Below are 23,483 nucleotides of genomic sequence, written 5' to 3'. Positions count from 1 at the left end.
CCACTCACTTGAGTTCCGCCTCGGCCGCGGCCAGTGCCGCGAACTCCTCCTCGGGAGCCTTCGCCACCAGATGGTGCCGACTGTAGAAGGCGAAGTACGCGAGGGCGACGCCGTAGACGGCCAGCGCGATGAACGCCGCGTCCTTGTCCACCAGGAACGTCGCCACCAGCGCCGACAGCGCGAGCACGAACGCGATCGACGACGTCACCACACCGCCCGGCGTGCGGTACGGACGGGGCAGCTCCGGCTCCCGCCGCCGCAGCACGATGTGCGACAGCGCCATCAGGGCGTACGAGATCGTCGCGCCGAACACCGCCATGTTCAGCATCCGCGCCCCGTCCCCGGTCCAGGCCGCCAGCGCGAAGCCGATCGCCCCCGGGATCAGCAGCCCCAGATAGGGGGACTTGCGACGGCTGGTCAGCGACAGATAGCGCGGCAGGTACCCCGCCCTCGACAGGGCGAACAGCTGCCGTGAACCGGCGTAGATGAGCGAGAAGAACGACGCCACGAGCCCCGCCAGCCCCGCGTAGTTGACGAAGCGGCTCAGCGCGGTCGGGTCGCCGTCCCCCTGTAGCGCGACCACCAGCGGGTTGCCCGCCTCCTGGATCGCGGCCGAACCGCGCGCCCCGGTGGAGGCGAAGAAGGTGATCACGGCCAGGAAAACGAGGATGGTCATGGAGAGCGCCAGCGCCTTCGGCATGGACCTGACCGGGTCCTTGGCCTCCTCCGCGGCCAGCGGCACCCCCTCGACCCCGAGGAAGAACCACATACCGAAGGGGAACGCCGCCCAGATCCCGAGCAGCCCGAACGGCAGCCAGGAGCTGGAGCCGACCGCGCCCGTGTCGACCGGGATGTCGTCGAGCCCGGCGACCTGGAAGTCGCTCAGCGCACCCAGCGCGAAGATCAGCAGAGCCGCGACCGCGATCGCCGTCACCACCAGGCTGAACCGCAGCGCCTCCCCGACACCCCACAGATGGATGCCGATGAAGATCACGAAGCAGGCGAGGTACACCGGCCACCCGGACGTGAGCCCGAACAGCCCCAGGGATTCGACGTAGTCACCGATGAAGATCGAGATGGCGGCGGGCGCGAGGATGTACTCGATCAGGATCGCCGTACCCGTGAGGAAGCCGCCCCAGGTGCCGAGCGCCCGGCGCGCGAAGCCGTAACCGCCGCCCGCCGTCGGCAGGATGGCGGAGAGCTCGGCGAGGGCGAACACGAGGCACGCGTACATCACCCCCATCAGCACGGTCGCGGCGGCGAGCCCGCCGAAGCCGCCCTTGGACAGGCCGATGTTCCAGCCGGAGAAGTCCCCGGAGACGACGTACGCGACGCCGAGCCCCGTGAGCAGCAACCAGCCCGCGCTGCCGCGCCGCAGGGTCCGGCGCTCCAGGTAGTCGTCCGGCGGTGGTGTCTTGCTCCCGGTGCTCCCGGTGGTTTCTTCCACAGTCATGCCAGCAGAGCTCCCGCGTAGGGGCCAATGGAATGGAGCCATACCTTTGCGGTGGGTGCGGGGGCAGCGCAAGACCCCTGCGTTACTTTCGGGTTACGCGGACCCGCGCGTCCGGTCCGGGGTCAGGTGAGGAACTCCCGCGTCAGGCCCGGGGTCAGGTGAGGAACCCCCGCGTCAGGCCCGGGGTCAGGTGAGGAACCCCCGCAGCAGCGCGGCAGTCCCCGCACAGTGCTCGCGCATCACCTCGCGCGCCGCGTCCGCGTCCCCGTCCAGCACCGCCTCCACCAGCGCGGTGTGCTGCCGCTGGGAGTGCTCCAGGTTGCGCACGAGCAGCGGAATGCAGTCCAGCAGATCGTTCACGGTCGCCCGTACGGCGGCGTACTGGGCGGTCAGCGTCGGCGACCCGGACAGCTCGGCGAGCGTGAGATGCAGCAGCGTGTCCCGTCGCCGGTAGTCGGCGAGCGGCGCGTCGTGCGTCGCCGCCAGCGCCCCGCGCAGCCGCTCGGCGCCCTCGTCGGTGAGCCCGTGCGCCGCGCACAGCCCCGCCGCGCCCACCTCCAGCACCTCGCGGAAGCGCAGCGTGTCCTCGACGTCCACGGACGCGACACGCCGGCGCAGTTCGTCCTCGCCGGAGGTGCCGGAGGTCTGCGGCCGCTTCCGGACAAACGTTCCGCCGTACCGGCCCCGCCGGCTCTCCACCAGCCCCTCCTCCTGGAGGACCTTCAGGACCTCGCGGAGGGTGACGCGGCTGATCCCCATCCGGTCCGCCAGCTCGCGCTCGGCGGGCAGCCGCTCCCCGCCCGGCACCAGGCCGAGCCGCACCACCTGGAGGATCTGTTCCAGGGCCTCCTCGAAGCCGTTGCCCGCGCGCACGGGCCGCAGCACCGGTGTCAGCCGGTCCGTCGCCGAACCGTCCGCCGAACCGCTCTTCTCCGTCACCTCGCGGTTCCCCCTTCCCAATCAATGGTCTTCAGCAATACCTTATGGCTCCCGGCTGATCCAAGGAGGACCGACCCCGTGGCAGACCGAACACCCCCGCTCACCGTCGAGGCGCTGAAAGGCCTCGTCGCGAGCGGTGAGATCGACACAGTCGTCCTGGCCTTCCCCGACATGCAGGGACGCCTCCAGGGCAAGCGGTTCGCCGCGCCGTTCTTCCTCGACGAGGTACTGGAGCACGGCACCGAGGGCTGCAACTACCTCCTGGCCGTCGACACCGAGATGAACACGGTGGACGGCTACGAGATGTCCTCGTGGGACCGGGGCTACGGCGACTTCGCCATGCACCCCGACCTCGGCACACTCCGCCGCGTCCCCTGGAACGAGGGCACGGCGCTGCTCGTCGCCGACCTCGCGTGGAACGACGGCTCGCCCGTCGTCGCCGCCCCCCGCCAGATCCTGCGCCGCCAGCTGGAGCGCCTCGCCGAGCACGGATTCACCGCGCACGTCGGAACCGAGCTGGAGTTCATCGTCTTCAAGGACACCTACGAGCAGGCCTGGGACGCGAACTACCGGGACCTGACCCCGGCCAACCAGTACAACATCGACTACTCCGTGCTCGGCACCGGCCGCATCGAGCCACTGCTGCGCCGTATCCGCAACGAGATGGCCGCCGCCGGACTCACCGTCGAATCCGCCAAGGGCGAGTGCAACCCCGGCCAGCACGAGATCGCGTTCAAGTACGACGAAGCCCTCGTCACCTGCGACCAGCACGCCGTCTACAAGACGGGCGCCAAGGAGATCGCGGCCCAGGAGGGCGTCTCGCTGACCTTCATGGCGAAGTACAACGAGCGCGAAGGCAACTCCTGCCACATCCACCTCAGCCTCCAGGACGCCGACGGCCGTAACGTCATGGCAGGTGAAGGCCCTGGCGGAATGTCCCCCGTCATGCGCCAGTTCCTCGCCGGACAGCTCGCGGCACTGCGCGACTTCTCCCTCCTCTACGCCCCGCACATCAACTCCTACAAGCGCTTCCAGCCCGGCTCGTTCGCCCCCACCGCCGTCGCCTGGGGCCACGACAACCGCACCTGCGCGCTGCGCGTCGTCGGCCACGGCCGCTCGATGCGCTTCGAGAACCGTCTCCCCGGCGGCGACGTCAACCCCCACCTCGCCGTCTCCGGCATGGTCGCCGCGGGCCTGTACGGAATCGAGCAGCAGCTGGAACTCCCCGACGTCTGCACCGGGAACGCGTACACCGCCGACTACGCCCACGTCCCGACCACCCTTCGCGAGGCCGCCGAACTCTGGGAGAACAGCCCCATCGCCAAGGCCGCCTTCGGCGACGAGGTCGTCGCCCACTACCGCAACATGGCGCGCGTCGAGCTCGACGCCTTCGACGCCGCGGTGACCGACTGGGAGCTGCGCCGCTCCTTCGAACGCCTGTGAGGAACGTGTTGGACGAGCTCGAAGTACTCAACCCGGCCACCGAGGAGGTCGTCGCGACCGTCCCCGGGGCCACCGCCGAGGACGTGGACGCCGCTGTCGTACGGGCCACGCATGCCGGGCGCGCCTGGGCGGCCGCCGCCCCCGCAGACCGCGCCCGGCTGCTGCGCCGCTTCGCCGCCACCGTCGACGAGCACATCGAGGAGCTGGCCCGGCTGGAGGTCCGCGAAGCCGGGCACACCATCGGCAACGCCCGCTGGGAGGCGGGCAACGTCCGCGATCTGCTCGACTACGCGGCCGGGGGAGTGGAACGGCTGAACGGCCGCCAGATCCCCGTGCCCGGCGGCCTCGACATCACCCTCCTCGAACCGCTCGGCGTCGTCGGCGTCATCGCGCCGTGGAACTTCCCGATGCCCATCGCCGCCTGGGGCACCGCCCCGGCGCTCGCCGCGGGCAACGCCGTGATCCTCAAGCCGGCCGAGACGACCCCGCTGACCGCCCTCCGGCTCGCCGAACTGGCCCTCGCGGCCGGCCTCCCGGAAGGCCTGTTCCAGGTGCTGCCCGGCCGGGGCGACGTCGCGGGCGACGCCCTCGTGCGCCACCCCGGGGTCGCGAAGATCGTCTTCACCGGCTCCACCCGGGTCGGCAAGCGGATCATGTCGCTGTGCGCCGACCGCGTGAAGCGCGTGACCCTCGAACTCGGCGGCAAGAGCCCCAACATCGTCTTCGCCGACGCCGACGTCGAGGCCGCCGCCCTGAGCGCCCCCATGTCGTTCCTCGACAACAGCGGCCAGGACTGCTGCGCCCGCACCCGCATTCTCGTCCAGTCCTCCGTCTACGACCGCTTCCTGGAACTGCTGGGACCGGCGGTCCGGTCCGTCGTCGTCGGCGACCCGGCCGACGAGAAGACCCAGATGGGCCCGCTGATCTCCAAGACCCAACTGGAACGGGTGCGTGCGTACGTCCCCGACGACGCGCCCGGAATCCGCGGCACCGCCCCCACCGGCCCCGGCTTCTGGTTCCCGCCGACCGTCCTCACCGGGCTCGCGGCCGACGCCCCGGCCGCCGTCGAGGAGGTCTTCGGCCCCGTCGCCGTCGTCGTCCCCTTCGACGACGAGGCCGACGCGGTACGGCTGGCCAACGCGACGGACTACGGCCTGTCCGGCTCGATCTGGACCCGGGACGTCGGCCGCGCCCTGCGGGTGTCCGGAGCCGTCGCCGCGGGCAATCTGTCCGTCAACTCCCACTCCAGCGTCCGCTACTGGACCCCGTTCGGCGGCTACAAGCAGTCCGGCCTCGGCCGCGAACTCGGCCCCGACGCCCTGACCGCCTTCACCGAAACCAAGAACGTCTTCATCAGCACCGAAAGCACGGAGGCCTGAGCGAACATGACCGGAACGAACAGCAACGTCTGCCGCCGCCTGGAAGGCCGCACCGCCGTCATCACCGGCGCCGGCAGCGGCATCGGCCTCGCCACCGCCCGCCGCCTCGCCTCCGAAGGCGCGAACGTCGTCTGCGGCGACATCGACGAGACAGCGGGCAAGGCGGTGGCCGACGAGGTCGGCGGCACCTTCGTACGCGTCGACGTCACGGACGCCGAGCAGGTCGAGGCGCTCTTCAGGACCGCCTTCGACACCTACGGATCGGTCGACATCGCCTTCAACAACGCGGGCATCTCACCGCCCGACGACGACTCCATCCTCACCACGGGCCTGGAGGCGTGGCAGCGTGTCCAGGAGGTCAACCTCACCTCCGTCTACCTGTGCTGCAAGGCGGCCATCCCCTACATGCAGCGGCAGGGCAAGGGCTCCATCATCAACACCGCCTCGTTCGTGGCCCGGATGGGCGCGGCGACCTCCCAGATCTCGTACACCGCGTCCAAGGGCGGCGTGCTCGCCATGTCGCGCGAGCTGGGCGTCCAGTTCGCCCGCGAGGGCATCCGGGTCAACGCGCTGTGCCCCGGGCCGGTCAACACCCCGCTCCTGCGGGAACTGTTCGCCAAGGACCCGGAGCGCGCGGCCAGGCGGCTCGTGCACATCCCCGTCGGCCGGTTCGCGGAGGCGGAGGAGATCGCGGCGGCGGTCGCGTTCCTCGCCAGCGACGACTCGTCGTTCGTGAACGCGACCGACTTCCTGGTGGACGGCGGCATCTCGGGGGCGTACGTCACCCCTCTGTAGGGTGACCGCGTGAGCATGACGACTCCGCCCGGCTGGTACCCGGATCCAGGCATGCCGACCGTCGAACGCTGGTGGGACGGCACCGCCTGGACCGGGCACACCCGACCCGTGCCCGGACCGGGGGCCGGGCACGGCGGCAGGGCCAAGGGCGGGGTCGTCGCACTGGCCGTCGCCGGCGCGGTGCTCGTCGGCGCGATCGTCACCGGCGTCGTCGTGTCCGGCGAGGACGAGCCGCCCCGCGGCGCCCCCGGCCCGAGCCCGTCGGTGAGCACCGACACCAAGAACACGCCCACCGGCGCCCCCTCCCCGACCGAGGACCCGACAGCGGACCCGACCGTCCTCGTCGACCAGCTCAACGGGATCACCCTGCCGATCCTCGCGGGCTGGGAACGGTCCGATTCGGTCATGGACCGGGCGCCGACGATCGTCACCGAGGACGCGTACCGGTGCCCCGGCGACTCGGGCAGCTTCTGCGACCACGGCACGGTCTCCTCCCGTACGGCCTCGGGCACGGACGAGACCTCGCCCGAGAAGCTCGCGGCTCAGGACATCTCCGTCGCCGCCGAGCAGGCGTACGGGGAGGACAGGCTCGGCAACCGCCTCCACGGCGGCATCAAGAGCCACCGGCAGCTCACCTCAGAACCGGTCGTCGTGGCCGGACGCACGGGCCACCTGGTGCGCTGGCAGGTCACGACCGGCAAGGGCCCCGGCGGATACGTCCAGTCGCTGGTGTTCCCCTCGGCGATCGGCGCCGAGTCGCCGATCATCGTGCGGTTCGCGTTCGACGCGGGTGCGGACGGGCCGCCGCTCGCCGACATGGACAAGATCGTCGCGGGCATCCGCTCGACCGGCGACGTGAGCGGCGGTGTGGGCGCGAGCATCGGCCCTTGAGGCCTGAGGCCTGAGGCCTGAGGCCTGAGGCCTGAGCCCTAGAGGAACGTACGGCCCTCACCCCGGTACGTCGGCACGGTCGCCACCACCCGGTCGCCCTCGATCAGCGACAGTTCGGCGAACCGCTCGCACAGCTCACCGGCCTTCGCGTGCCGGAACCACACCTTGTCCCCGATCAGAAGATCGTCGGCCGGGGCCCCCAGCAGCGGCGTCTGCACCTCGCCCGGCCCCTCCTGCGGGTCGTACCGCAGTCCCTCCGGCAGATACGGCACCGGCAGCCGGTCGCGCCCGGCGACGCCCGACGCCGGATAACCGCCCCCGAGCACCGTCACCACACCCACTCCCGGGCGGCGCACCACCGGCTGGGCGAACAGCGCGGCGGGCCGCCCGTTGAAGGACGTGTAGTTGTCGAACAGCCTCGGTACGTAGAGCCCGGACCCCGCGGCGATCTCGGTGACGGCGTCCTCGGCGGCCGTGTGCTGGACGCTGCCCGTGCCGCCGCCGTTCACGAACTCCAGGTCCGGAACCTCCGCCCGTACCGCACGCACCACGGCCGCCCGCCGCCGCGCGAGTTCCCCGCGGGCCGCCGACTGCATGAGCCGGATCGCCCGCGAACGCAACGGGCTGCCCGCCACCGCGTCGCCCACACCCGCCACATGCCCCTCGTACGCCATCAGCCCCACCAGCCGGAACCCGGGCCGCCGGGCGACCGACCGGGCCAGGGCGGCCAGCTGGGTGGGCTCGCGCAGCGGCGACCGGCGCGCCCCGATCCGTACCCGCCCGCCCAGCAGACGCAGCGCCGTGTCCAGCTCCAGACAGACCCGGATCTCCTCCGCGCCACCGTCCCGCGCCCGGTCGATCAGCTCCAGCTGCGCCGGGTCGTCCACCATCACGGTCACGGCGGCGGCGAGCTTGGCATCCCCGGCGAGCTCCGCGAACCCGGCCCGGTCGGCGGACGGATAGGCGAGCAGCACGTCCTCGAAGCCGGCCCGGGCCAGCCAGATCGACTCGTCCAGCGTGAAGGACATGATCCCGGCGAACCCGTCCATGGCCAGCACACGCTCCAGCAGCGCGCGGCACCGCACGGACTTGCTGGCCACCCGCACCGGCTTGCCGCCCGCCCGGCGCACCAGGTCCTCGGCATTGGCGTCGAACGCTTCGAGGTCGACAATGGCGAGGGGCGCGTCGAGATGGGCGGTGGCCCGGTCGTACCGGGTGCGGTCAGCGGCACGGGGAGTCATGACCCGAGCTTGCCAGACCGTCCTACCGGAGGGTAGGGGGACGTTCTGCGCAGATCCCCCCGGGCCGGTGGACCCGTTCCCGCCTGGGCTCCTTCAGCCCGTAGAGTGACGGTGACGTGGCGACGAACGGGCCCGTCCCGCAAGGCGATCCGTCGGACGGTGCGCGGCGCGCGAGCAGTATGAGGACGAGGGGAACGGGGGGCGGATGAGCACCGAGCCACACTGCCCGTCCCGCATCAGCGACGCCCTGGATTCCCGCCCCACGACCCGCCTCCGCCCCGGCACCACCCCTCCTACGGAAACGGGCGCGCCGCTGCCGTTGCCGCCCCAGGGCTCCGGCATACCGAATGCCGCCGTACCGCCGCCGCCCCTCGCGGGTGCCGTCCCCGCACCCGCCGCCGCGGCCCAGCCCCTCCCGCCGGAATCCCCGCCCCCGGCCGCCGCGCCGACGCGCCCCGCAGCCGCGCCGACCGCGGCTGTGTCCGGGCGGCCTCCGGGTGTGGCTGCTGGGTCGGGGGAGTCCGACCGACACTCCGGTGCGCCCGCCCGTCCCGTCGTCCCGGCGCCCGCACGCCCCGCCGCGCCGCCTGCGGGCGCCTCTGGGTCGGGGGAGCCCGAGCGAGGTCCGGCCGTGGATGCCCGTCCGGTTGTCCCGGCGCCCGCACGCCCCGCCGCCCCGCCGCCCCCTGCCGCGTCCGCGCAGCCCGGCCGACGCCCTGGTGCGGGTGCACCGCCGCCGAGCGTCGCTCCGGCGGATGAGCGCTCCAGGACGGCGCAGCCGTCCGGGAACCCGGCCGCCGGAGCCGGTGCGTCAGGGGCGGCGGCACCGCCGCATCGTGCTGCCGCTGCGGCGCCCGCCGCTGAATCCGGGGGCCGTCCGTCGACCGGAGCGCAGCCGCCACGCGCCGGTGCTCCCGTGCCGGGCGGTGGGTCCGGTGTCCGCCCGGGGACGGGGGCCACGGACTCCGGCCGAGGGCCCGTGACCGGGCCTGGAGCGCAGCGGCCACAGGCCGGTGCTCCCGCGCCGCGAGGCGAATCCCGTATCCGCCCCGAGGCTGCGGCCCCGGGCTCTGTCCGGATGCCCGCGACGGGGTCCGGAGCACAGCCGCCACGGGCTGGTGCTCCTGTACCGGGCGGCGGGTCCGGGGTCGGGGCTCCGGAGGCCGGGCGGGCGGGGCTGCCGCCGCGGCCCGCCGCCGCTCCGGTCGTGGGGGTGCCCCCGCGGCAGGCCGAGGCGTCGCGGGGCCCTGGGACGAGCGCGGGGCGGATCGGCGGCGTGCCGTTGCCGCCCGTCGCCCCCGCGGCCGGGCCGGATTTCGGTGTGCCGCCGCGGCCGTACGCGATGGCCGCGCCGCCCGAGACGCCCGCCGAGATCACCACGCGCCTGCGGCCCATCCGCGACCGGCGCCCCGGACGGGCAGTGGCCGCCGTGGCCTGTGTCGTCCTCGGGCTCGGGCTCATCGGGGGCGCGGTCACCGGCAGTTGGCTCACCGGCGACTCGTCCGCCTCGACCACCGTCGGCACCGGCTCCGGCTATGCCGAGGCGCGCGCACTCTGGCACAGCGTCCCCGTCGACACCCTCTTCCCGCGCACCCTCAAGGGCGACGGCGCCGGGCCCGGCGGCGCCGACCGCGTGTGGACCCGGATCACCGTCGCGCCCGACGGGCCGTGCACCGGCGCGCTGGACCCCCTGCTGGTCAAGACGGTGCAGCCGGTCGGCTGTGTGCGGGTCCTCCGGGCGACGTACACCGACGCCACGACCTCCAGCGTCACCACCGTCGGAATGATCTTCACCGAGGCGGGCGCCGACGCCATGGCCGCTCTGCGCAACCGCTTCGACGAGGGCCTCGACGAGCGCGCCGACCTCATGCCCCGGACGTACCCGGCCCCCGGCACCGCCGCCGCCACGTTCGGCGACAAACAGCGGGCCAGCTGGACGGTCAAGGTCCTCACCGACGCGCCCGTCATCGTGTTCGCCGTCTCCGGCTTCGCCGATGGCCGCACGGTCGGCGACCCGCAGCCGGCCGCCGAGGCCATGGTCTCCGGCGCGACCTCCGCCCCGGCGCAGGCGGGCCTGGGCCACGAGGCGAAGGGCATCGCGGACCGTATCGAACGCGGCCTGCGCAGATCCGTCAACACACCTACGGAGAGCCCCCAATGACCCCGCAGCCCGCGCCACGCCCGCACCGGCCCGCGCCCGCCGCGGCCCCGGGGGGTACCCGGGGCGTGGCGCACGGGTCGGAGCTCTCCGCCGCCGTTCGCGCCGCGACACCGGCCCTCGCCGACCCCCCGCCCGCGTCCGGTACAGCCGTGGCGGAGCCGGCCACCGCGCCGGGTCCGCGAAAGGCCCCCGCCACCAGCTGGCGCCGGGCCTGCGGCGCCCTCGCCGCAGGCGTCGCGTTCTCGCTCGTCGCCACCGCACCCGCGCACGCCGACTCGATCCGCGCGCGCCAGTGGGCCCTCGGCGAGATGCACACCGACGAGGCCTGGCGGACCACCAAGGGCAAGGGAATCACCGTCGCGGTCCTCGACACCGGCGTCGACGACAGCCACCCCGACCTCACGGGCCAGGTACTCCCGACCAAGGACCTCATCGGCTTCGGGGCCGGGCGCGGCGACCGCCCATGGGCCCGGCACGGCACCGCCATGGCCGGGATCATCGCCGGCCACGGCCACGGCCCCGGCCGCGAGGCCGGAGTGCTCGGCATCGCCCCCGAGGCGAAGATCCTCCCGGTCCGGGTGATCCTCGAAGGCACCGACCCCGCCCGCAACAGGGCCCGTAACTCCCGCGGCTCCGCCCTCGCCGCCGGCATCCGCTGGGCCGCCGACAACGGCGCCGACGTCATCAACCTCTCCCTCGGCGACGACAGCGAGTCCGCGCACCCGGAGCCTGGCGAGGACGCCGCCGTCCAGTACGCCCTCTCCAAGGGCGCCGTCGTCGTCGCCTCGGCCGGCAACGGCGGCGAGAAGGGCGACCACATCTCGTACCCCGCCGCCTACCCCGGCGTGATCGCGGTCGCCGCCGTCGACCGCTTCGGCACCCACGCCTCCTTCTCGACCAGCCGCTGGTACGCCACCGTCAGCGCCCCCGGCGTCGACGTCGTCATCGCCGACCCGGACCGCAAGTACTACGAGGGCTGGGGCACCAGCGCCGCCGCGGCGTTCGTCTCGGGCGCCGTCGCGCTCGTACGGGCCGCGCACCCCCGCCTCACCCCGGCCCAGATCAAGAAGCTGCTCGCGGACACCGCGCGGAGCGGCCCCCGGGGCGGCCGCGACGACGCCAAGGGGTACGGAATCGTCGACCCCGCCGCCGCGATCAAGGCGGGCGCAGAGCTGGGCGCCGCCGGCTCCAAGGTCACCCCCGCCCGCGGCTACAGCGAGCGCTACTTCGGCCGCGGTCCGGACGCCGCGGCCGCCCCGGGCGGGTCGGGCGGCTGGCTCGCCCCGCTCACCGGCGGCATCGGCGCCGTGCTGCTCGCCGGGGCCGTCGTCCTCTGGCGCGGCGGCCGCCGCCGCACCTGACGGTCCCGCCCGGCGGGGCGGAGGCTAGGCTCGTCGCGTGGCGCTCAAGAACATTCCCGACTCCGGTTTCTCCGACGACGACGGCACTGCCGACCCCGCCCTGGAGGCCGCCCTCGCGGCCTGGGCCGAGGACAGGTCCGCCGAGCGGCCGGTACTCGAAGCGCTCAAGGGCGCCCGGCTCCTCGTGCCCGTCGTCGCCGTCCTCGGCGAGGTGGAGGAGGACGAGAACGGTCTGCGCCGCGAGAAGACCAGCGACATGGCCGTACCCACGCTGACCGCCGGAGACCGACGGGCCCTGCCCGCGTTCACGTCGATCGCGTCGCTGGCGCGCTGGGACCCCGAGGCGCGGCCCGTCGCCGTGCCGCTGCACCAGGCGCTGCAGGCCGCCGCCCACGAGAAGGCGGACACGCTCGTCCTGGATCTCGCCGGCCCGGTCCCGTACCAGCTCACCGGGCGTACGCTGCTCGCCCTCGCCGAGGGCCGCACGGACCTCGACCCACTGGCCGACCCGGCCGTCACGGCCGCGGTACGCGCCGCGCTGGCCGCCGAGCCCGCCGTACTCCGTGCCCACCTCGGCCCCGGCCGCGCCGACGGCACCCTCGCCCTGGTCCTGGCCCCCGACGCGGCACCGGCCGAGGCCGCCCAGCGCGTCGCCCGCGCGCTCGCGGCGGACGAAACACTGAGGGCCCGCCTGGTGCGGGGCCTCGACCTGGCACTGCTGCCGGCCGAGGCCACGCCACCGGGCGAGCCCTTCTACGTGAACGATCAGTCCGGGTGAACGATCGGCCCGCCGGAGCACGCGGCGGGGCCGCTGCCCATCCGTCGGCAGTGGACGGGTCCGGTACGGTCCGGCGGAGCAACCCGCGGACCCGCCGGTCGCGGACGGGGTCGGCACGGTCCGGCGGAGCAACCCGCGGACCCGCCGGTCGCGGACGGGGTCGGCACGGTCCGGCGGAGCGCCTGGCGGCCCACCGCCCATCCGTCTGTCCGGCCGTGTCCTTCCGGGCAGCGCGGGGATCGACCCCCGTACCCCCGAAGAACGCCGGACAGGGCCGGGCCGCCCGGTCTGTCGGGCTCAGCCGAAGACGGGACCGGTGTACTTCTCGCCCGGCCCCTGGCCCGGCTCGTCCGGGACGATCGACGCCTCGCGGAACGCCAGCTGCAGTGACTTCAGACCGTCGCGCAGCGGCGCCGCGTGGAAGGAGCTGATCTCCGTCGCGCCGGCGTCCAGCAGTCCGGCCAGCGCGTGCACCAGCTTGCGGGCCTCGTCCAGGTCCTTGTGCTGGTCGCCGTCCTCGGTCAGCCCGAGCTTCACCGCGGCGGCGCTCATCAGGTTCACCGCGACCGTGACGATCACCTCGACCGCGGGGACCTCCGCGATGTCGCGGGTCATGGCGTCGAAGTCGGGGGACTCATCGGTGGGAGAGTCGTGGGAGGGGGTCGCGTCACTCATGCCCCACACGATATGCGGTGCGGCACGGCGGCCCGCCCCGCCCGCCGGTTCGCCCCCTCCGGCCGAAGCTGCTAACCTTGTGTAACGACCGGTCGGACACCTCTGTGCCCGACCCACAAGTGGAGGCTCCGCTCTCCCACCTGACCGTCCCCCGGGACGGCGGGTCACCGGTCAGACGGCGCCCATCGTTCCGTACGGACGATGGAGCCGTCCGAACAGCGCCCCGCGGTTGACCGCGGCGGTGTTCCGGTATTCACGGAGCCCCGCCTGTGTTCCCGTCGGGGCATTTTTCATGAACCGGCGCGGTTGGTCTCACACAACAGACGTTGCGCGGCTGTCCGCCAGACTGCCGTGTGGTGCTACCGAGGAGGATCCATCAGCACCGAGCCCCGCATCAACGACCGGATTCGCGTTCCCGAGGTGCGACTTGTCGGTCCCAGCGGCGAGCAGGTCGGGATTGTCCCGCTTGCCAAGGCGCTGGAGCTTGCGCAGGAGTACGACCTGGACCTGGTCGAGGTCGCGGCGTCCGCACGGCCGCCGGTCTGCAAGCTCATGGACTACGGCAAGTTCAAGTACGAGTCGGCCATGAAGGCCCGTGAGGCGCGCAAGAACCAGGCGCACACGGTCATCAAGGAAATGAAGCTCCGGCCGAAGATCGACCCGCACGACTACGACACCAAGAAGGGTCACGTCGTCCGGTTCCTCAAGCAGGGCGACAAGGTCAAGATCACGATCATGTTCCGTGGTCGCGAGCAGTCCCGGCCGGAACTCGGCTACCGACTGCTGCAGCGGCTCGCGGAGGACGTCCAGGACCTCGGTTTCGTCGAGTCGAACCCGAAGCAGGACGGCCGGAACATGATCATGGTTCTCGGTCCGCACAAGAAGAAGACCGAGGCGATGGCCGAGGCCCGCGAGGCGCAGGCCGCCCGCAAGGCGGAGCGTCAGGGCCAGTCCGCCCAGGCGGCGGACTCCACCGAGGAGCCCGCCGAGGCCGAGGCCTGATTCCAGGACAACCGTCCTGGAGATCAACCCATACATCTGACGCTTCCGTGCGCCGGTTTCCGGACCGGCGTGGGAAGCGCCAATGACGAGGAGAGAACGGCGCGATGCCGAAGAACAAGACGCACAGCGGTGCCAAGAAGCGCTTCAAGATCACCGGCTCCGGCAAGGTGCTCCGCGAGCGCGCCGGCAAGCGCCACCTGCTCGAGCACAAGTCGTCCAAGCTGACGCGTCGCCTCACCGGCAACGCCGAGATGGCCCCGGGTGACGCCGCCAAGATCAAGAAGATGCTCGGCATCTGATTGTCGTCGCCCCCGGTGACGGGGGCTTCCGGCCAAGACCGGGACCAATTCGTTTCCGGGTCGTGTGAGCACAACCACGGCCCCGCTACAAGGAGTTAACAAGTGGCACGCGTCAAGCGGGCAGTCAACGCCCACAAGAAGCGCCGGGCGATCCTCGAGCAGGCCAGCGGTTACCGCGGTCAGCGCTCCCGCCTGTACCGCAAGGCGAAGGAGCAGGTCACCCACTCCCTCGTCTACAACTACAACGACCGCAAGAAGCGCAAGGGCGACTTCCGTCAGCTGTGGATCCAGCGCATCAACGCCGCTGCCCGCGCCAACGGCATCACCTACAACCGCTTCATCCAGGGTCTGAAGGCCGCCAACATCGAGGTGGACCGCAAGATCCTCGCCGAGCTCGCGGTCAACGACGCCAACGCGTTCGCCGCGCTCGTCGAGGTCGCCCAGAAGGCGCTCCCGAGCGACGTCAACGCGCCGAAGGCCGCCGCGTCGGCTGCCTGATCGGCCGCGTTCCTCGCGTCCGTCCATCCGGACCGCCCCGGACCCGCAGGCCACTGGCCTGCGGGTCCGCGTGCGTCAAGGGCCTGGGGGGCGCCTGCGGCGGGCTTGTTCCCCTACCCGCCCCTTCCCGCAACGGGGGGCAGGCCCCAGCCCCCCGTACGGCCTTCGGCCGTGTCCTCAATCGCCGGACGGGCTCAGAATGAGCCCGCTGGGGTCCCCCCCCACGCCCGCTAGGGTGTAGGGGGAGATCGAGGCGCGGGGTCCGGGGCGGAGCCCCGGCAGGGGTACGGGGGCGGAGCCCCCGCAAACACCGTGCGCCCCGCGCGCCTCAAGGAAATGAGTGGCACCCTCATGGGCACCCCCGAGCTGATCTCCCCGCGTTCGCCGCGTGTCATCGCCGCGCGGCGGCTCGCCAAGCGGAACTTCCGCGGCAAGGATCGCCGGTTCATCGCCGAGGGCCCACAGGCCGTGCGCGAGGCCGTCGCGCACCGGGGCGGTGACGGCGAACCGACGCTGATCGAGCTGTTCACCACCGTCGAGGCCGCGGAGCGGTACGCCGACATCGTCGAGGCCGCACGCGCCGCCGGAGCTCGGATCCACTACGCCGCCGACGCCGTGCTCGCCGAGGTGTCCCAGACCGTCACCCCGCAGGGGCTGGTCGGCGTCTGCCGGTTCCTCGACTCGCCGTTCGAGGAGATCCTCGCCGCTCGCCCCAGGCTCGTCGCCGTTCTCGCGCACGTCCGCGACCCCGGCAACGCCGGAACGGTGCTGCGGTGCGCCGACGCCGCCGGAGCCGACGCCGTCGTCCTCACCGACGCCTCCGTCGACCTGTACAACCCCAAGTCGGTACGTGCGTCGGTCGGTTCGCTGTTCCATCTGCCGGTCGCCGTCGGCGTCCCCGTCGCGCAGGCCGTCAGCGGACTGAAGGGCGCGGGCGTACGGATCCTCGCGGCCGACGGCGCGGGCGACGACGACCTGGACGCGGAACTCGACGCGGGCACCATGGGCGGGCCCACCGCGTGGATCTTCGGCAACGAGGCCTGGGGGCTGCCGGAGGAGACCCGCGCGCTCGCCGACGCGGTGGTGCGCGTGCCCATCCACGGCAAGGCCGAGAGCCTCAACCTCGCGACCGCCGCCGCTGTCTGCCTCTACGCCTCCGCCCGCGCCCAGCGCGCATCCGGCGGCTGCCGCGCCCGGTGACCGCCCAGGGGCAGCAGGGTGTCGCTCCGTTACCGACGACTAGTAGGGTGACGAACTCGGGGGCCCACTGCACCGGTTCGAGAGGTGGGGTACGGGGATGGCTGTGAACGCCGCGGAGACCACCGCGGAGACCACTGCGGGGACCACTGCCGGGACCACCGCGGGCATCGACGGCATCGGTATCGGCATCGACCCCGACGACCTCCCCGACGGTCTCGTCGTCGCCGACGAGACCGGCCGCGTCATCTGCTTCAACGCCGCCGCCGTACGTATCACCGCGACGCCCAGCGCCCAGGCCCTCGGCCGGCCGTTGGAGCTCGCGCTGCCCCTGGAGGACCTCAAGGGCCGCCGCTGGTGGAGCCTGACCGACCCGTACGGCGGCCTCGCCATCCGCGTCGGCCAGCCCGAGCGCAACCTTCTGCTCCCCGGCGGCCGCGAGGTCCTCGTCTCCGCCCGGTACGTACGCGAGGCGCCCACCGGGCCGGTGCGCCGCGTCGTCGTCAGCCTGCGCGGCACCGAGGCCCGCCGCCGCACCGAACGCAGCCATGCCGAACTGATCGCCACCGTCGCCCACGAGCTGCGCTCCCCGCTGACCTCCGTCAAAGGCTTCACAGCCACCCTGCTCGCCAAATGGGAGCGCTTCACCGACGACCAGAAGCGGCTCATGCTGGAGACCGTCGACGCCGACGCCAACCGCGTCACCCGGCTCATCGCCGAGCTCCTCGACATCTCCCGCATCGACTCCGGACGCCTCGAGGTACGCCGCCAGCCCGTGGACATCGCCGCCGCGGTCGGCCGCCACATCCAGGCGCACACCGCCCGGGGCCAGTCCCCGGACCGTTTCTTCGTACGGATCCAGCGCCGGCTGCCCGATCTGTGGGCAGACCCCGACAAGATCGACCAGGTGCTCGGCAACCTGCTGGAAAATGCGGTGCGCCACGGCGAGGGAACCGTCACCATCGAGGTGGCACCAGCCCCCGGCACCAGCGACGAGGAAGGAACGGCCGTCACCGTGAGCGACGAAGGCCCCGGCATCCCCGAGGAGTCGATGGGCCGTGTCTTCACCCGCTTCTGGCGGGGGAGCAAGCGCGGCGGCACCGGTCTCGGCCTCTACATCGTCAAAGGAATCGTCGAGGCGCACGGCGGGACGATCACCGTCGGACGCGGCCCCGGCGGCGGCGCCGAGTTCCGATTTATCCTGCCCGTCGGCGCGCCCGCGTACCTGAGCTAGACACCAGCCGGTACGCCTCGGCGCAGCCCACGGGCTCATCCGCGTTCCTCCAGCGTTCCTGCACCCCGTTAGACTCGACCTTTGGCACCTTTGCGTCCTCGGTCGTCGAGCGGGGGCCCCAGCCACCCCATCGGAAGTACGGGAAGACATGTCGGCACCCAATAAGTCGTACGACCCAGTCGAGGTCGAGGCACTGAAACCGGAAGAGATCGAGCGCATGCGGGACGAGGCGCTCGCCGCCTTCGCCGCCGCAGGTGACCTCGACGCGCTCCACGAGGCGAAGATCGCGCAGACGGGGCCCACCTCGCCGCTCGCGCTCGCCAACCGGGAGATCGGCGCCCTGCCGCCGCACGCCAAGGCTGACGCCGGCAAGCGCGTGGGCCAGGCCCGCGGTGCCGTCAACAAGGCCCTGGCCGCCCGGCAGGCCGAGCTGGAGGCCGAGCGCGACGCGCGCGTCCTGGTCGAGGAGGCGGTGGACGTCACCCTTCCGTACGACCGCGTCCCCTCCGGCGCCCGCCACCCGCTGACCACGCTCTCGGAGCGCATCGAGGACATCTTCGTGGCCATGGGCTACGAGGTGGCCGAGGGCCCCGAGGTCGAGACCGAGTGGCTGAACTTCGACGCGCTGAACATCGCGGCCGACCACCCCGCCCGGGGCGAGCACGACACCTTCTTCGTGCAGGGCCCCGACGGGGACCAGAGCGGCGGCGTCGTCCTGCGTACGCACACGTCCCCCGTGCAGGTCCGCTCCATGCTGGACCGCGAGCCGCCGGTGTACGTGATCTGCCCCGGCCGCGTGTACCGCACCGACGACCTGGACGCGACCCACACCCCGGTCTTCCACCAGGTCGAGCTGCTCGCCGTGGACGAGGGCCTGACCATGGCCGACCTCAAGGGCACCCTCGACCACATGGTCAAGGCGCTCTTCGGCGGCGAGGGCATGAAGACCCGGCTCCGGCCGAACTTCTTCCCGTTCACCGAGCCGTCCGCCGAGATGGACATGGTCTGCTACGTCTGCCGCGGCGAGTCCGTCGGCAACCCCGACCGCCCCTGTCGCACCTGCTCCAGCGAGGGCTGGATCGAGCTCGGCGGCTGCGGAATGGTCAACCCGAAGGTGCTCGTCGCCTGCGGCGTGGACCCCGAGAAGTACAGCGGATTCGCCTTCGGGTTCGGCATCGAGCGGATGCTGATGTTCCGCCACAACGTCGAAGACATGCGAGACATGGTCGAGGGTGACGTCCGGTTCACCCGGCCCTTCGGGATGGAGATCTGATGCGGGTCCCGCTTTCATGGCTGCGGGAGTACGTCGACCTGCCGGCGACGGAGACCGGCCGTGACGTACAGACCAAGCTCATCGCGGCCGGCCTCGAGGTCGAGACCGTCGAGCAGATCGGCGCCGGGCTCAAGGGCCCCCTCGCCGTGGGCCAGGTGCTCACGATCGAGGAGCTGACCGAGTTCAAGAAGCCCATCCGCTTCTGCACCGTCGACGTCGGCCAGGCCAACGGCACGGGCGAGCCCCAGGAGATCATCTGCGGCGCCCGCAACTTCGCGGTCGGCGACAAGGTCGTCGTGGCGCTGCCCGGCGCGATCCTGCCCGGCGACTTCCAGATCGCCGAACGCAAGACATACGGCAAGGTGTCGCGCGGCATGATCTGCTCCGGCGACGAGCTCGGCATGGGCGACGACGGCTCGCACGGCATCATCGTCCTGCCGCCCCAGCACGAGGTCGGCACCGACGCCACCGAGCTGCTGGAGCTGTTCGACGAGGTCCTCGACATCGCCGTCACGCCCGACCGCGGCTACTGCCTGTCGATGCGCGGCGTCGCCCGCGAGGCGGCCATCGCCTACGGGCTGCCGCTGCGCGACCCGGCGCTGCTCGACGTGCCCGCGCCGAACCCGTACGGCTACGAGGTGCGGATCGGCGACCCGATCGGCTGCGACCGCTTCACCGCGCGCACCGTCGTCGGCCTCGACCCCGAGGCACGGTCCCCGATCTGGCTGCAGCGCCGCCTCCAGAAGGCGGGCATGCGCCCGATCTCGCTCGCCGTCGACATCACCAACTACGTGATGCTGGAGCTCGGCCAGCCGCTGCACGCCTACGACCGCTCGCGCGTCGACGGTCCGATCGGTGTCCGCCGCGCCGAGCAGGGCGAGAAGTTCACCACCCTCGACGGCGTCAAGCGCGTGCTCGACGCCGAGGACCTCGTCATCACGGACAACCGCGGGCCGATCGGTCTCGCGGGCGTGATGGGCGGCGCCAACACCGAGATCGCCGACCACGACGACACCGAGGGCGCCACCACCGAGGTCGTCATCGAGGCCGCGCACTTCGACCCGGTCTCCATCGCCCGCACCGCGCGCCGCCACAAGCTGTCCTCCGAGGCGTCCAAGCGCTTCGAGCGCGGCGTCGACCCGCAGGCCGCGGCCGCCGCCGCGCAGCGCACCGTCGACCTGCTGGTGCTGCTCGCGGGCGGCACGGCCGAGGCGGGCGTCACCGAGGTCGTCGCGCCCGCCGCGCCGCGCACGATCACGATGAGCGCCGACCACCCCGACCGCGTCGCCGGTGTCGCGTACGGCCGCGAGACCGTCGTACGCCGCCTCCAGGAGGTCGGCTGCGACGTCTACGGGCAGGACGAGCTGGTCGTCACCGTGCCGTCCTGGCGCCCGGACCTGGGCGCGCCGAACGACCTCGCCGAAGAGGTCATCCGGCTGGAGGGCTACGAGGAGCTCCCGTCCACGCTGCCCACCCCGCCGTCCGGACGAGGGCTCACCCCGCGTCAGCGGCTGCACCGCCGGGTCGGCCGCGTGCTGGCGGGCTCCGGCTACGTCGAGGCGCTGAACTACCCGTTCATCGGCGAGAACGTGTTCGACCACTTCGGGCTCGAGGCCGGTGACCCGCGGCGTACCGTCGTCAAGCTGGTCAACCCGATCTCCGACGAGGAGCCGGCGCTGCGCACCACGCTGCTGCCCGGACTGCTCGGCGCGCTGCGCCGCAACGTCGGCCGTGGTTCGAACGACCTGGCCCTCTTCGAGACCGGTCTGGTCTTCCGGCCCACCGGTGAGGAGACGGTCCCGGGCGTGCTGCCCGTCGACCGCCGTCCCACCGACGAGGAGATCGCCGCGCTCAACGCCGCGCTGCCGCGTCAGCCGCGCCGCGCCGCCACCGTCATGGCGGGCGCGCGCGAGCAGGCCGGCTGGTGGGGTGCGGGCCGCCCGGCCGACTGGGCCGACGCGGTCGAGTCCGCCCGTGCGGTCGCCCGTGAGGCGGGCGCCGACCTGACCGTCCGCGCCGACCAGCACGAGCCGTGGCACCCGGGCCGCTGCGCCGCGCTGTACGCCACCGTGGACGGCGAGGAGACCCTCGTCGGTCACGCGGGCGAACTGCACCCGCGCGTCATCAAGGCGCTCGGACTGCCGGAGCGCACCTGCGCCATGGAGGTCGAACTGGACCTCCTGGAGAGGGCCGGCCGGGGCGCCCTCCAGGCGCCGCGGATCTCCACGTTCCCGGTGGCCACGCAGGACGTCGCGCTGATCGTGGCCTCCGACGTCCCGGCGGCCGAGGTCGAGGCCGCCCTGCGTGACGGCGCCGGCGAACTGCTGGAGTCGATCCGGCTGTTCGACGTGTTCACCGGTGAGCAGATCGGCGAGGGCAAGAAGTCGCTCGCGTACGCGCTCCGGTTCCGCGCGACCGACCGCACGCTGACCGTCGAGGAGGCCTCGGCCGCCCGCGACACGGCGATCGCGCTGGCCGGCGAGCGTGTGGGCGCGGTGCTGCGCGGCGCCTGACGCCGACGAGACCGCTGAGGGGGGTACCCGGAACTGTTCCGGGTACCCCCTCACTCGTTCGGGTGAGACGTGCGTCGCGTCACGGCCGTGGTGCCGCGACGGCGACCGGACGTGTGCCCCGTCCCGCCAATCCGCGGAGTCGGATACGCGGCGGCGCCGTCCGCCCCGCCGCGGAGTGTCGGGCAGATCAGCGGAGCGGACGACGCGGGTGCGGGCCGCCGCACTGTACGAGGGGGAGCCGACGGCCCGGCCGCCTCCTGGAGAGGCAGTTCAGTCAACCGGGGTGCCCGGCGCGGCGGCAGAGCGCGTACGGCATGGATATATGCACTTCTTTCACACCCCGTGCGAACCGCGCTCCACTACGCTGGGCGTCACCGAGCCAACGGAGGGGCCCCTATGCAGCCCAACACCCTGCTCGACGCCCTGCTCGACGAGGCGGGCATCTCCCACGCGGGTCTCGCCGCCCATGTGAACCAGGCGGGCCGGGCGAGAGGTCTGGCCCTCCGGTACGAACACACGGCCGTGGCACGCTGGTTGAAGGGCCAGCGTCCGCGCGGCCAGGTGCCGGACCTGATCTGCGAGGTCCTGGCGGGGCGGCTGCACCGCGCGATCACCCTCGACGACATCGGTCTCGGCGTGCCGGGACAGGCCGAGGGACCGCACGGCTCACCCCTCTCCGGATTCGTCGAACGCGCCACCGCGCTCTGGCGCTGCGACGAGCAGCAACGGCCGCACATCATCGGCGCGCAGGCGGTCACGGGCACGCCCGCGGTGATGCCCGTCTGGGAGTGGGAGAACCCCCCGGAGGACTCGGACGTCTCCCGCGACGGCCGGACCCGCGTCAGCATGGCGGACATCAAGATGCTGCGCGCGGCCCGTGCGCACTACGAGCTGATGTACCGCAAGGCGGGCGGCATCGCCACCCGCTCCCGCATCGTCGGGTTCCTCAACGCCGAGACCGCCCCGCTGCTGCGCGGCGCCTACAGCGACGCACTCGGCCGCCAGCTGCACCGGGCCACCGGCGGCCTGGTGGCCGTCGCGGGCATCTGCGCGTACGACTCCGACGCGCACGGACTCGCCCAGCGCTACTTCCACCAGGCGCTTCGGCTGGCCAAGGCGAGCGGGGACCGGGGCCTCGGCGCGTACGTCATCGCCCTCCTCGTCAACCAGTCGCTGTTCATGGGCGAGTTCCGGCAGGCGGTCGCGTTCGCGGAGGCGGCGCTGCGCTCCGCGGGGCAGCAGCTCACCCCGGCGCTGGCTGCGGATCTGCACGCGATGCAGGCGAAGGCGTACGCACATCTCGGCGACGGCGGCAGCGCGCTGGGGTGCATCCGGCGCGCGGAGCAGGAGGCGGACCGCATCCGCCCCGGTCACGAACCCGACGAGACGGGCTATGTGCAGCCGGGGCTGGTGAACGTGCAAGTCGCGGAGGCGCTGCTGAGTCTCGGCGAGCTGTCGGCGGCCCGGGAGCATGCGACGGCCGCCGCCGCGGCCCCGGCGCACGACCGCGGCCGGGTGCACCGGCTGGCCATGCTCAGCCAGATCGAGCTGCGTCAGGGCGAGGCGGACCGGGCCGCGTGGACGGCGATCGAGATGGCCGAGCGGGCCAGGGGGATGGAGTCCCAGCGCCTGCGCGACCGGCTGCGGGAAGTACGCGGACAACTCGCGGCGAGCCGCTGCGCGAGCGCCGACGAGGCGGCCGAACTGATCGACGGGGCACTGCGCGTTCCCCTGTGAGCATTTCCCTATGAACGCGCAACTGCTGCGATATTGCCATCGACTTGTCGGAAGGTGGCAGAAAGATGCAGTGGGCGAAACTGAGCGAACAAACCGTCTATGAAAACCGCTGGTTCCGAGTCAATCTCGCGGACGTGGCACTCCCCGACGGCCGGCACCTCGACCACTTCCTCATACGGCTGCGCCCCGTCGCCGTCGCGACCGCCGTCAACGAGGCCAACGAGGTGCTGCTGCTCTGGCGGCACCGCTTCATCACCGACAGCTGGGGCTGGGAGCTCGCCGCGGGGGTCGTCGAGGACGGCGAGGACATCGAGGCCGCGGCGGCCCGCGAGATGGAGGAGGAGACCGGCTGGCGGCCGGGCCCGCTCCAGCATCTGCTGACCGTGGAGCCGTCCAACGGGCTCACCGACGCCCGGCACCACCTCTACTGGGCGCAGGACGCGACGTACATCGGGCATCCCGAGGACGACTTCGAGTCCTCCCGCCGTGAGTGGGTACCGCTGAAGCTGGTCCCCGACATGATCGCGCGCGGCGAGGTCCCGGCCGCCAATATGGCGGCCGGGCTGCTGATGCTGCACCATCTGCGCCTGGGCTGAGCCTCCCGGGGCCAGCAC

Annotated in this window: 20 protein-coding genes; 16 read left to right on the top strand and 4 right to left on the bottom strand. The window is 72.7% G+C overall.

The genetic code is table 11. The features are described 5' to 3' along the window. Positions 1-4 precede the first annotated feature (4 nt). Positions 5-1,453: an ethanolamine permease gene (eat, locus tag ABT342_RS09340; RefSeq protein WP_351569372.1), complete on the bottom strand. Its 1,449-nt coding sequence runs from the start codon at positions 1,451-1,453 to the stop codon at positions 5-7. A gap of 186 nt (positions 1,454-1,639) precedes the next feature. Further along, positions 1,640-2,392 (bottom strand): FadR/GntR family transcriptional regulator, encoded by a 753-nt coding sequence (locus ABT342_RS09335; RefSeq protein ID WP_351569369.1) that lies wholly within the window; start codon positions 2,390-2,392, stop codon positions 1,640-1,642. Positions 2,393-2,470: 78 nt separating this feature from the next. On the opposite strand from ABT342_RS09335, the gene ABT342_RS09330 reads away from it, so the two are divergent. From ABT342_RS09330 to ABT342_RS09315, 4 genes are read left to right on the top strand one after another with little or no spacing between them, the layout of a single operon-like run. Then, positions 2,471-3,835 (top strand): glutamine synthetase family protein, encoded by a 1,365-nt coding sequence (locus tag ABT342_RS09330; RefSeq protein WP_351569366.1) that lies wholly within the window; start codon positions 2,471-2,473, stop codon positions 3,833-3,835. Between the two features lie 8 nt (positions 3,836-3,843). Next, the gene (locus tag ABT342_RS09325; RefSeq protein WP_502965497.1) at positions 3,844-5,214 is read left to right on the top strand and encodes an aldehyde dehydrogenase family protein; all 1,371 of its coding nucleotides are present in this window, start codon (positions 3,844-3,846) and stop codon (positions 5,212-5,214) included. Positions 5,215-5,220: 6 nt separating this feature from the next. Then, a complete protein-coding gene (locus ABT342_RS09320) occupies positions 5,221-6,009 on the top strand; it encodes a 3-oxoacyl-ACP reductase (RefSeq protein ID WP_351569361.1) in 789 nt (262 codons plus the stop codon). Between the two features lie 9 nt (positions 6,010-6,018). Beyond that, a complete protein-coding gene (locus ABT342_RS09315; protein WP_351569359.1) occupies positions 6,019-6,900 on the top strand; it encodes a DUF2510 domain-containing protein in 882 nt (293 codons plus the stop codon). Positions 6,901-6,938: 38 nt separating this feature from the next. On the opposite strand, the gene ABT342_RS09310 is transcribed toward ABT342_RS09315, so the two are convergent. Then, positions 6,939-8,141, bottom strand: coding sequence for an amino acid deaminase/aldolase (locus ABT342_RS09310; protein WP_351569357.1), 1,203 nt, complete (start codon positions 8,139-8,141; stop codon positions 6,939-6,941). A gap of 1,342 nt (positions 8,142-9,483) precedes the next feature. Here ABT342_RS09310 and ABT342_RS09305 point away from each other — a divergent pair. The 3 genes from ABT342_RS09305 to ABT342_RS09295 all read left to right on the top strand — a co-directional run bounded on the left by ABT342_RS09305 (position 9,484) and on the right by ABT342_RS09295 (position 12,441). Then, positions 9,484-10,302: a hypothetical protein gene (locus tag ABT342_RS09305; RefSeq protein ID WP_351569646.1), complete on the top strand. Its 819-nt coding sequence runs from the start codon at positions 9,484-9,486 to the stop codon at positions 10,300-10,302. Positions 10,303-10,451: 149 nt separating this feature from the next. Continuing rightward, the gene (gene mycP / locus ABT342_RS09300; protein WP_351569354.1) at positions 10,452-11,663 is read left to right on the top strand and encodes a type VII secretion-associated serine protease mycosin; all 1,212 of its coding nucleotides are present in this window, start codon (positions 10,452-10,454) and stop codon (positions 11,661-11,663) included. A gap of 37 nt (positions 11,664-11,700) precedes the next feature. Then, positions 11,701-12,441: an SseB family protein gene (locus tag ABT342_RS09295; RefSeq protein ID WP_351569351.1), complete on the top strand. Its 741-nt coding sequence runs from the start codon at positions 11,701-11,703 to the stop codon at positions 12,439-12,441. A gap of 297 nt (positions 12,442-12,738) precedes the next feature. Here ABT342_RS09295 and ABT342_RS09290 read toward each other — a convergent pair whose 3' ends face one another. Continuing rightward, positions 12,739-13,116, bottom strand: a complete 378-nt coding sequence (locus tag ABT342_RS09290; protein WP_351569348.1) for a DUF1844 domain-containing protein — start codon at positions 13,114-13,116, stop codon at positions 12,739-12,741. Between the two features lie 351 nt (positions 13,117-13,467). On the opposite strand from ABT342_RS09290, the gene infC reads away from it, so the two are divergent. The 9 genes from infC to ABT342_RS09245 all read left to right on the top strand — a co-directional run bounded on the left by infC (position 13,468) and on the right by ABT342_RS09245 (position 23,465). After that, the gene (gene infC, locus ABT342_RS09285) at positions 13,468-14,118 is read left to right on the top strand and encodes a translation initiation factor IF-3 (protein ID WP_351569345.1); all 651 of its coding nucleotides are present in this window, start codon (positions 13,468-13,470) and stop codon (positions 14,116-14,118) included. 104 nt (positions 14,119-14,222) lie between these two features. Then, positions 14,223-14,417 (top strand): 50S ribosomal protein L35, encoded by a 195-nt coding sequence (gene rpmI / locus ABT342_RS09280; protein ID WP_019884943.1) that lies wholly within the window; start codon positions 14,223-14,225, stop codon positions 14,415-14,417. A gap of 102 nt (positions 14,418-14,519) precedes the next feature. Then, the gene (gene rplT / locus ABT342_RS09275; protein WP_351569341.1) at positions 14,520-14,915 is read left to right on the top strand and encodes a 50S ribosomal protein L20; all 396 of its coding nucleotides are present in this window, start codon (positions 14,520-14,522) and stop codon (positions 14,913-14,915) included. A gap of 351 nt (positions 14,916-15,266) precedes the next feature. Continuing rightward, on the top strand, positions 15,267-16,115 hold the full coding sequence (locus tag ABT342_RS09270; RefSeq protein WP_351569644.1) for a TrmH family RNA methyltransferase: 849 nt from the start codon (positions 15,267-15,269) through the stop codon (positions 16,113-16,115). 97 nt (positions 16,116-16,212) lie between these two features. After that, positions 16,213-17,346: a sensor histidine kinase gene (locus ABT342_RS09265; protein ID WP_351569338.1), complete on the top strand. Its 1,134-nt coding sequence runs from the start codon at positions 16,213-16,215 to the stop codon at positions 17,344-17,346. 148 nt (positions 17,347-17,494) lie between these two features. Continuing rightward, the gene (gene pheS / locus ABT342_RS09260; protein WP_351569335.1) at positions 17,495-18,619 is read left to right on the top strand and encodes a phenylalanine--tRNA ligase subunit alpha; all 1,125 of its coding nucleotides are present in this window, start codon (positions 17,495-17,497) and stop codon (positions 18,617-18,619) included. After that, entirely contained in the window at positions 18,619-21,132 is a 2,514-nt protein-coding gene (gene pheT / locus ABT342_RS09255; protein ID WP_351569333.1) for a phenylalanine--tRNA ligase subunit beta, read from the top strand. The genes pheS and pheT overlap by 1 nt, the downstream gene beginning before the upstream one ends. 396 nt (positions 21,133-21,528) lie before the next feature. Continuing rightward, entirely contained in the window at positions 21,529-22,869 is a 1,341-nt protein-coding gene (locus tag ABT342_RS09250; RefSeq protein WP_351569331.1) for an NsdA family TPR-like regulatory protein, read from the top strand. A 65-nt stretch (positions 22,870-22,934) separates the two neighbouring features. Further along, positions 22,935-23,465: an NUDIX hydrolase gene (locus ABT342_RS09245; RefSeq protein ID WP_351569328.1), complete on the top strand. Its 531-nt coding sequence runs from the start codon at positions 22,935-22,937 to the stop codon at positions 23,463-23,465. The last annotated feature ends 18 nt before the right edge of the window (positions 23,466-23,483 follow it).

It is taken from the genome of Streptomyces sp. NPDC000410, assembly GCF_040300305.1.
Taxonomy (GTDB): Bacteria; Actinomycetota; Actinomycetes; order Streptomycetales; family Streptomycetaceae; genus Streptomyces.
This window is presented reverse-complemented; position numbering and strand designations above follow the sequence as displayed.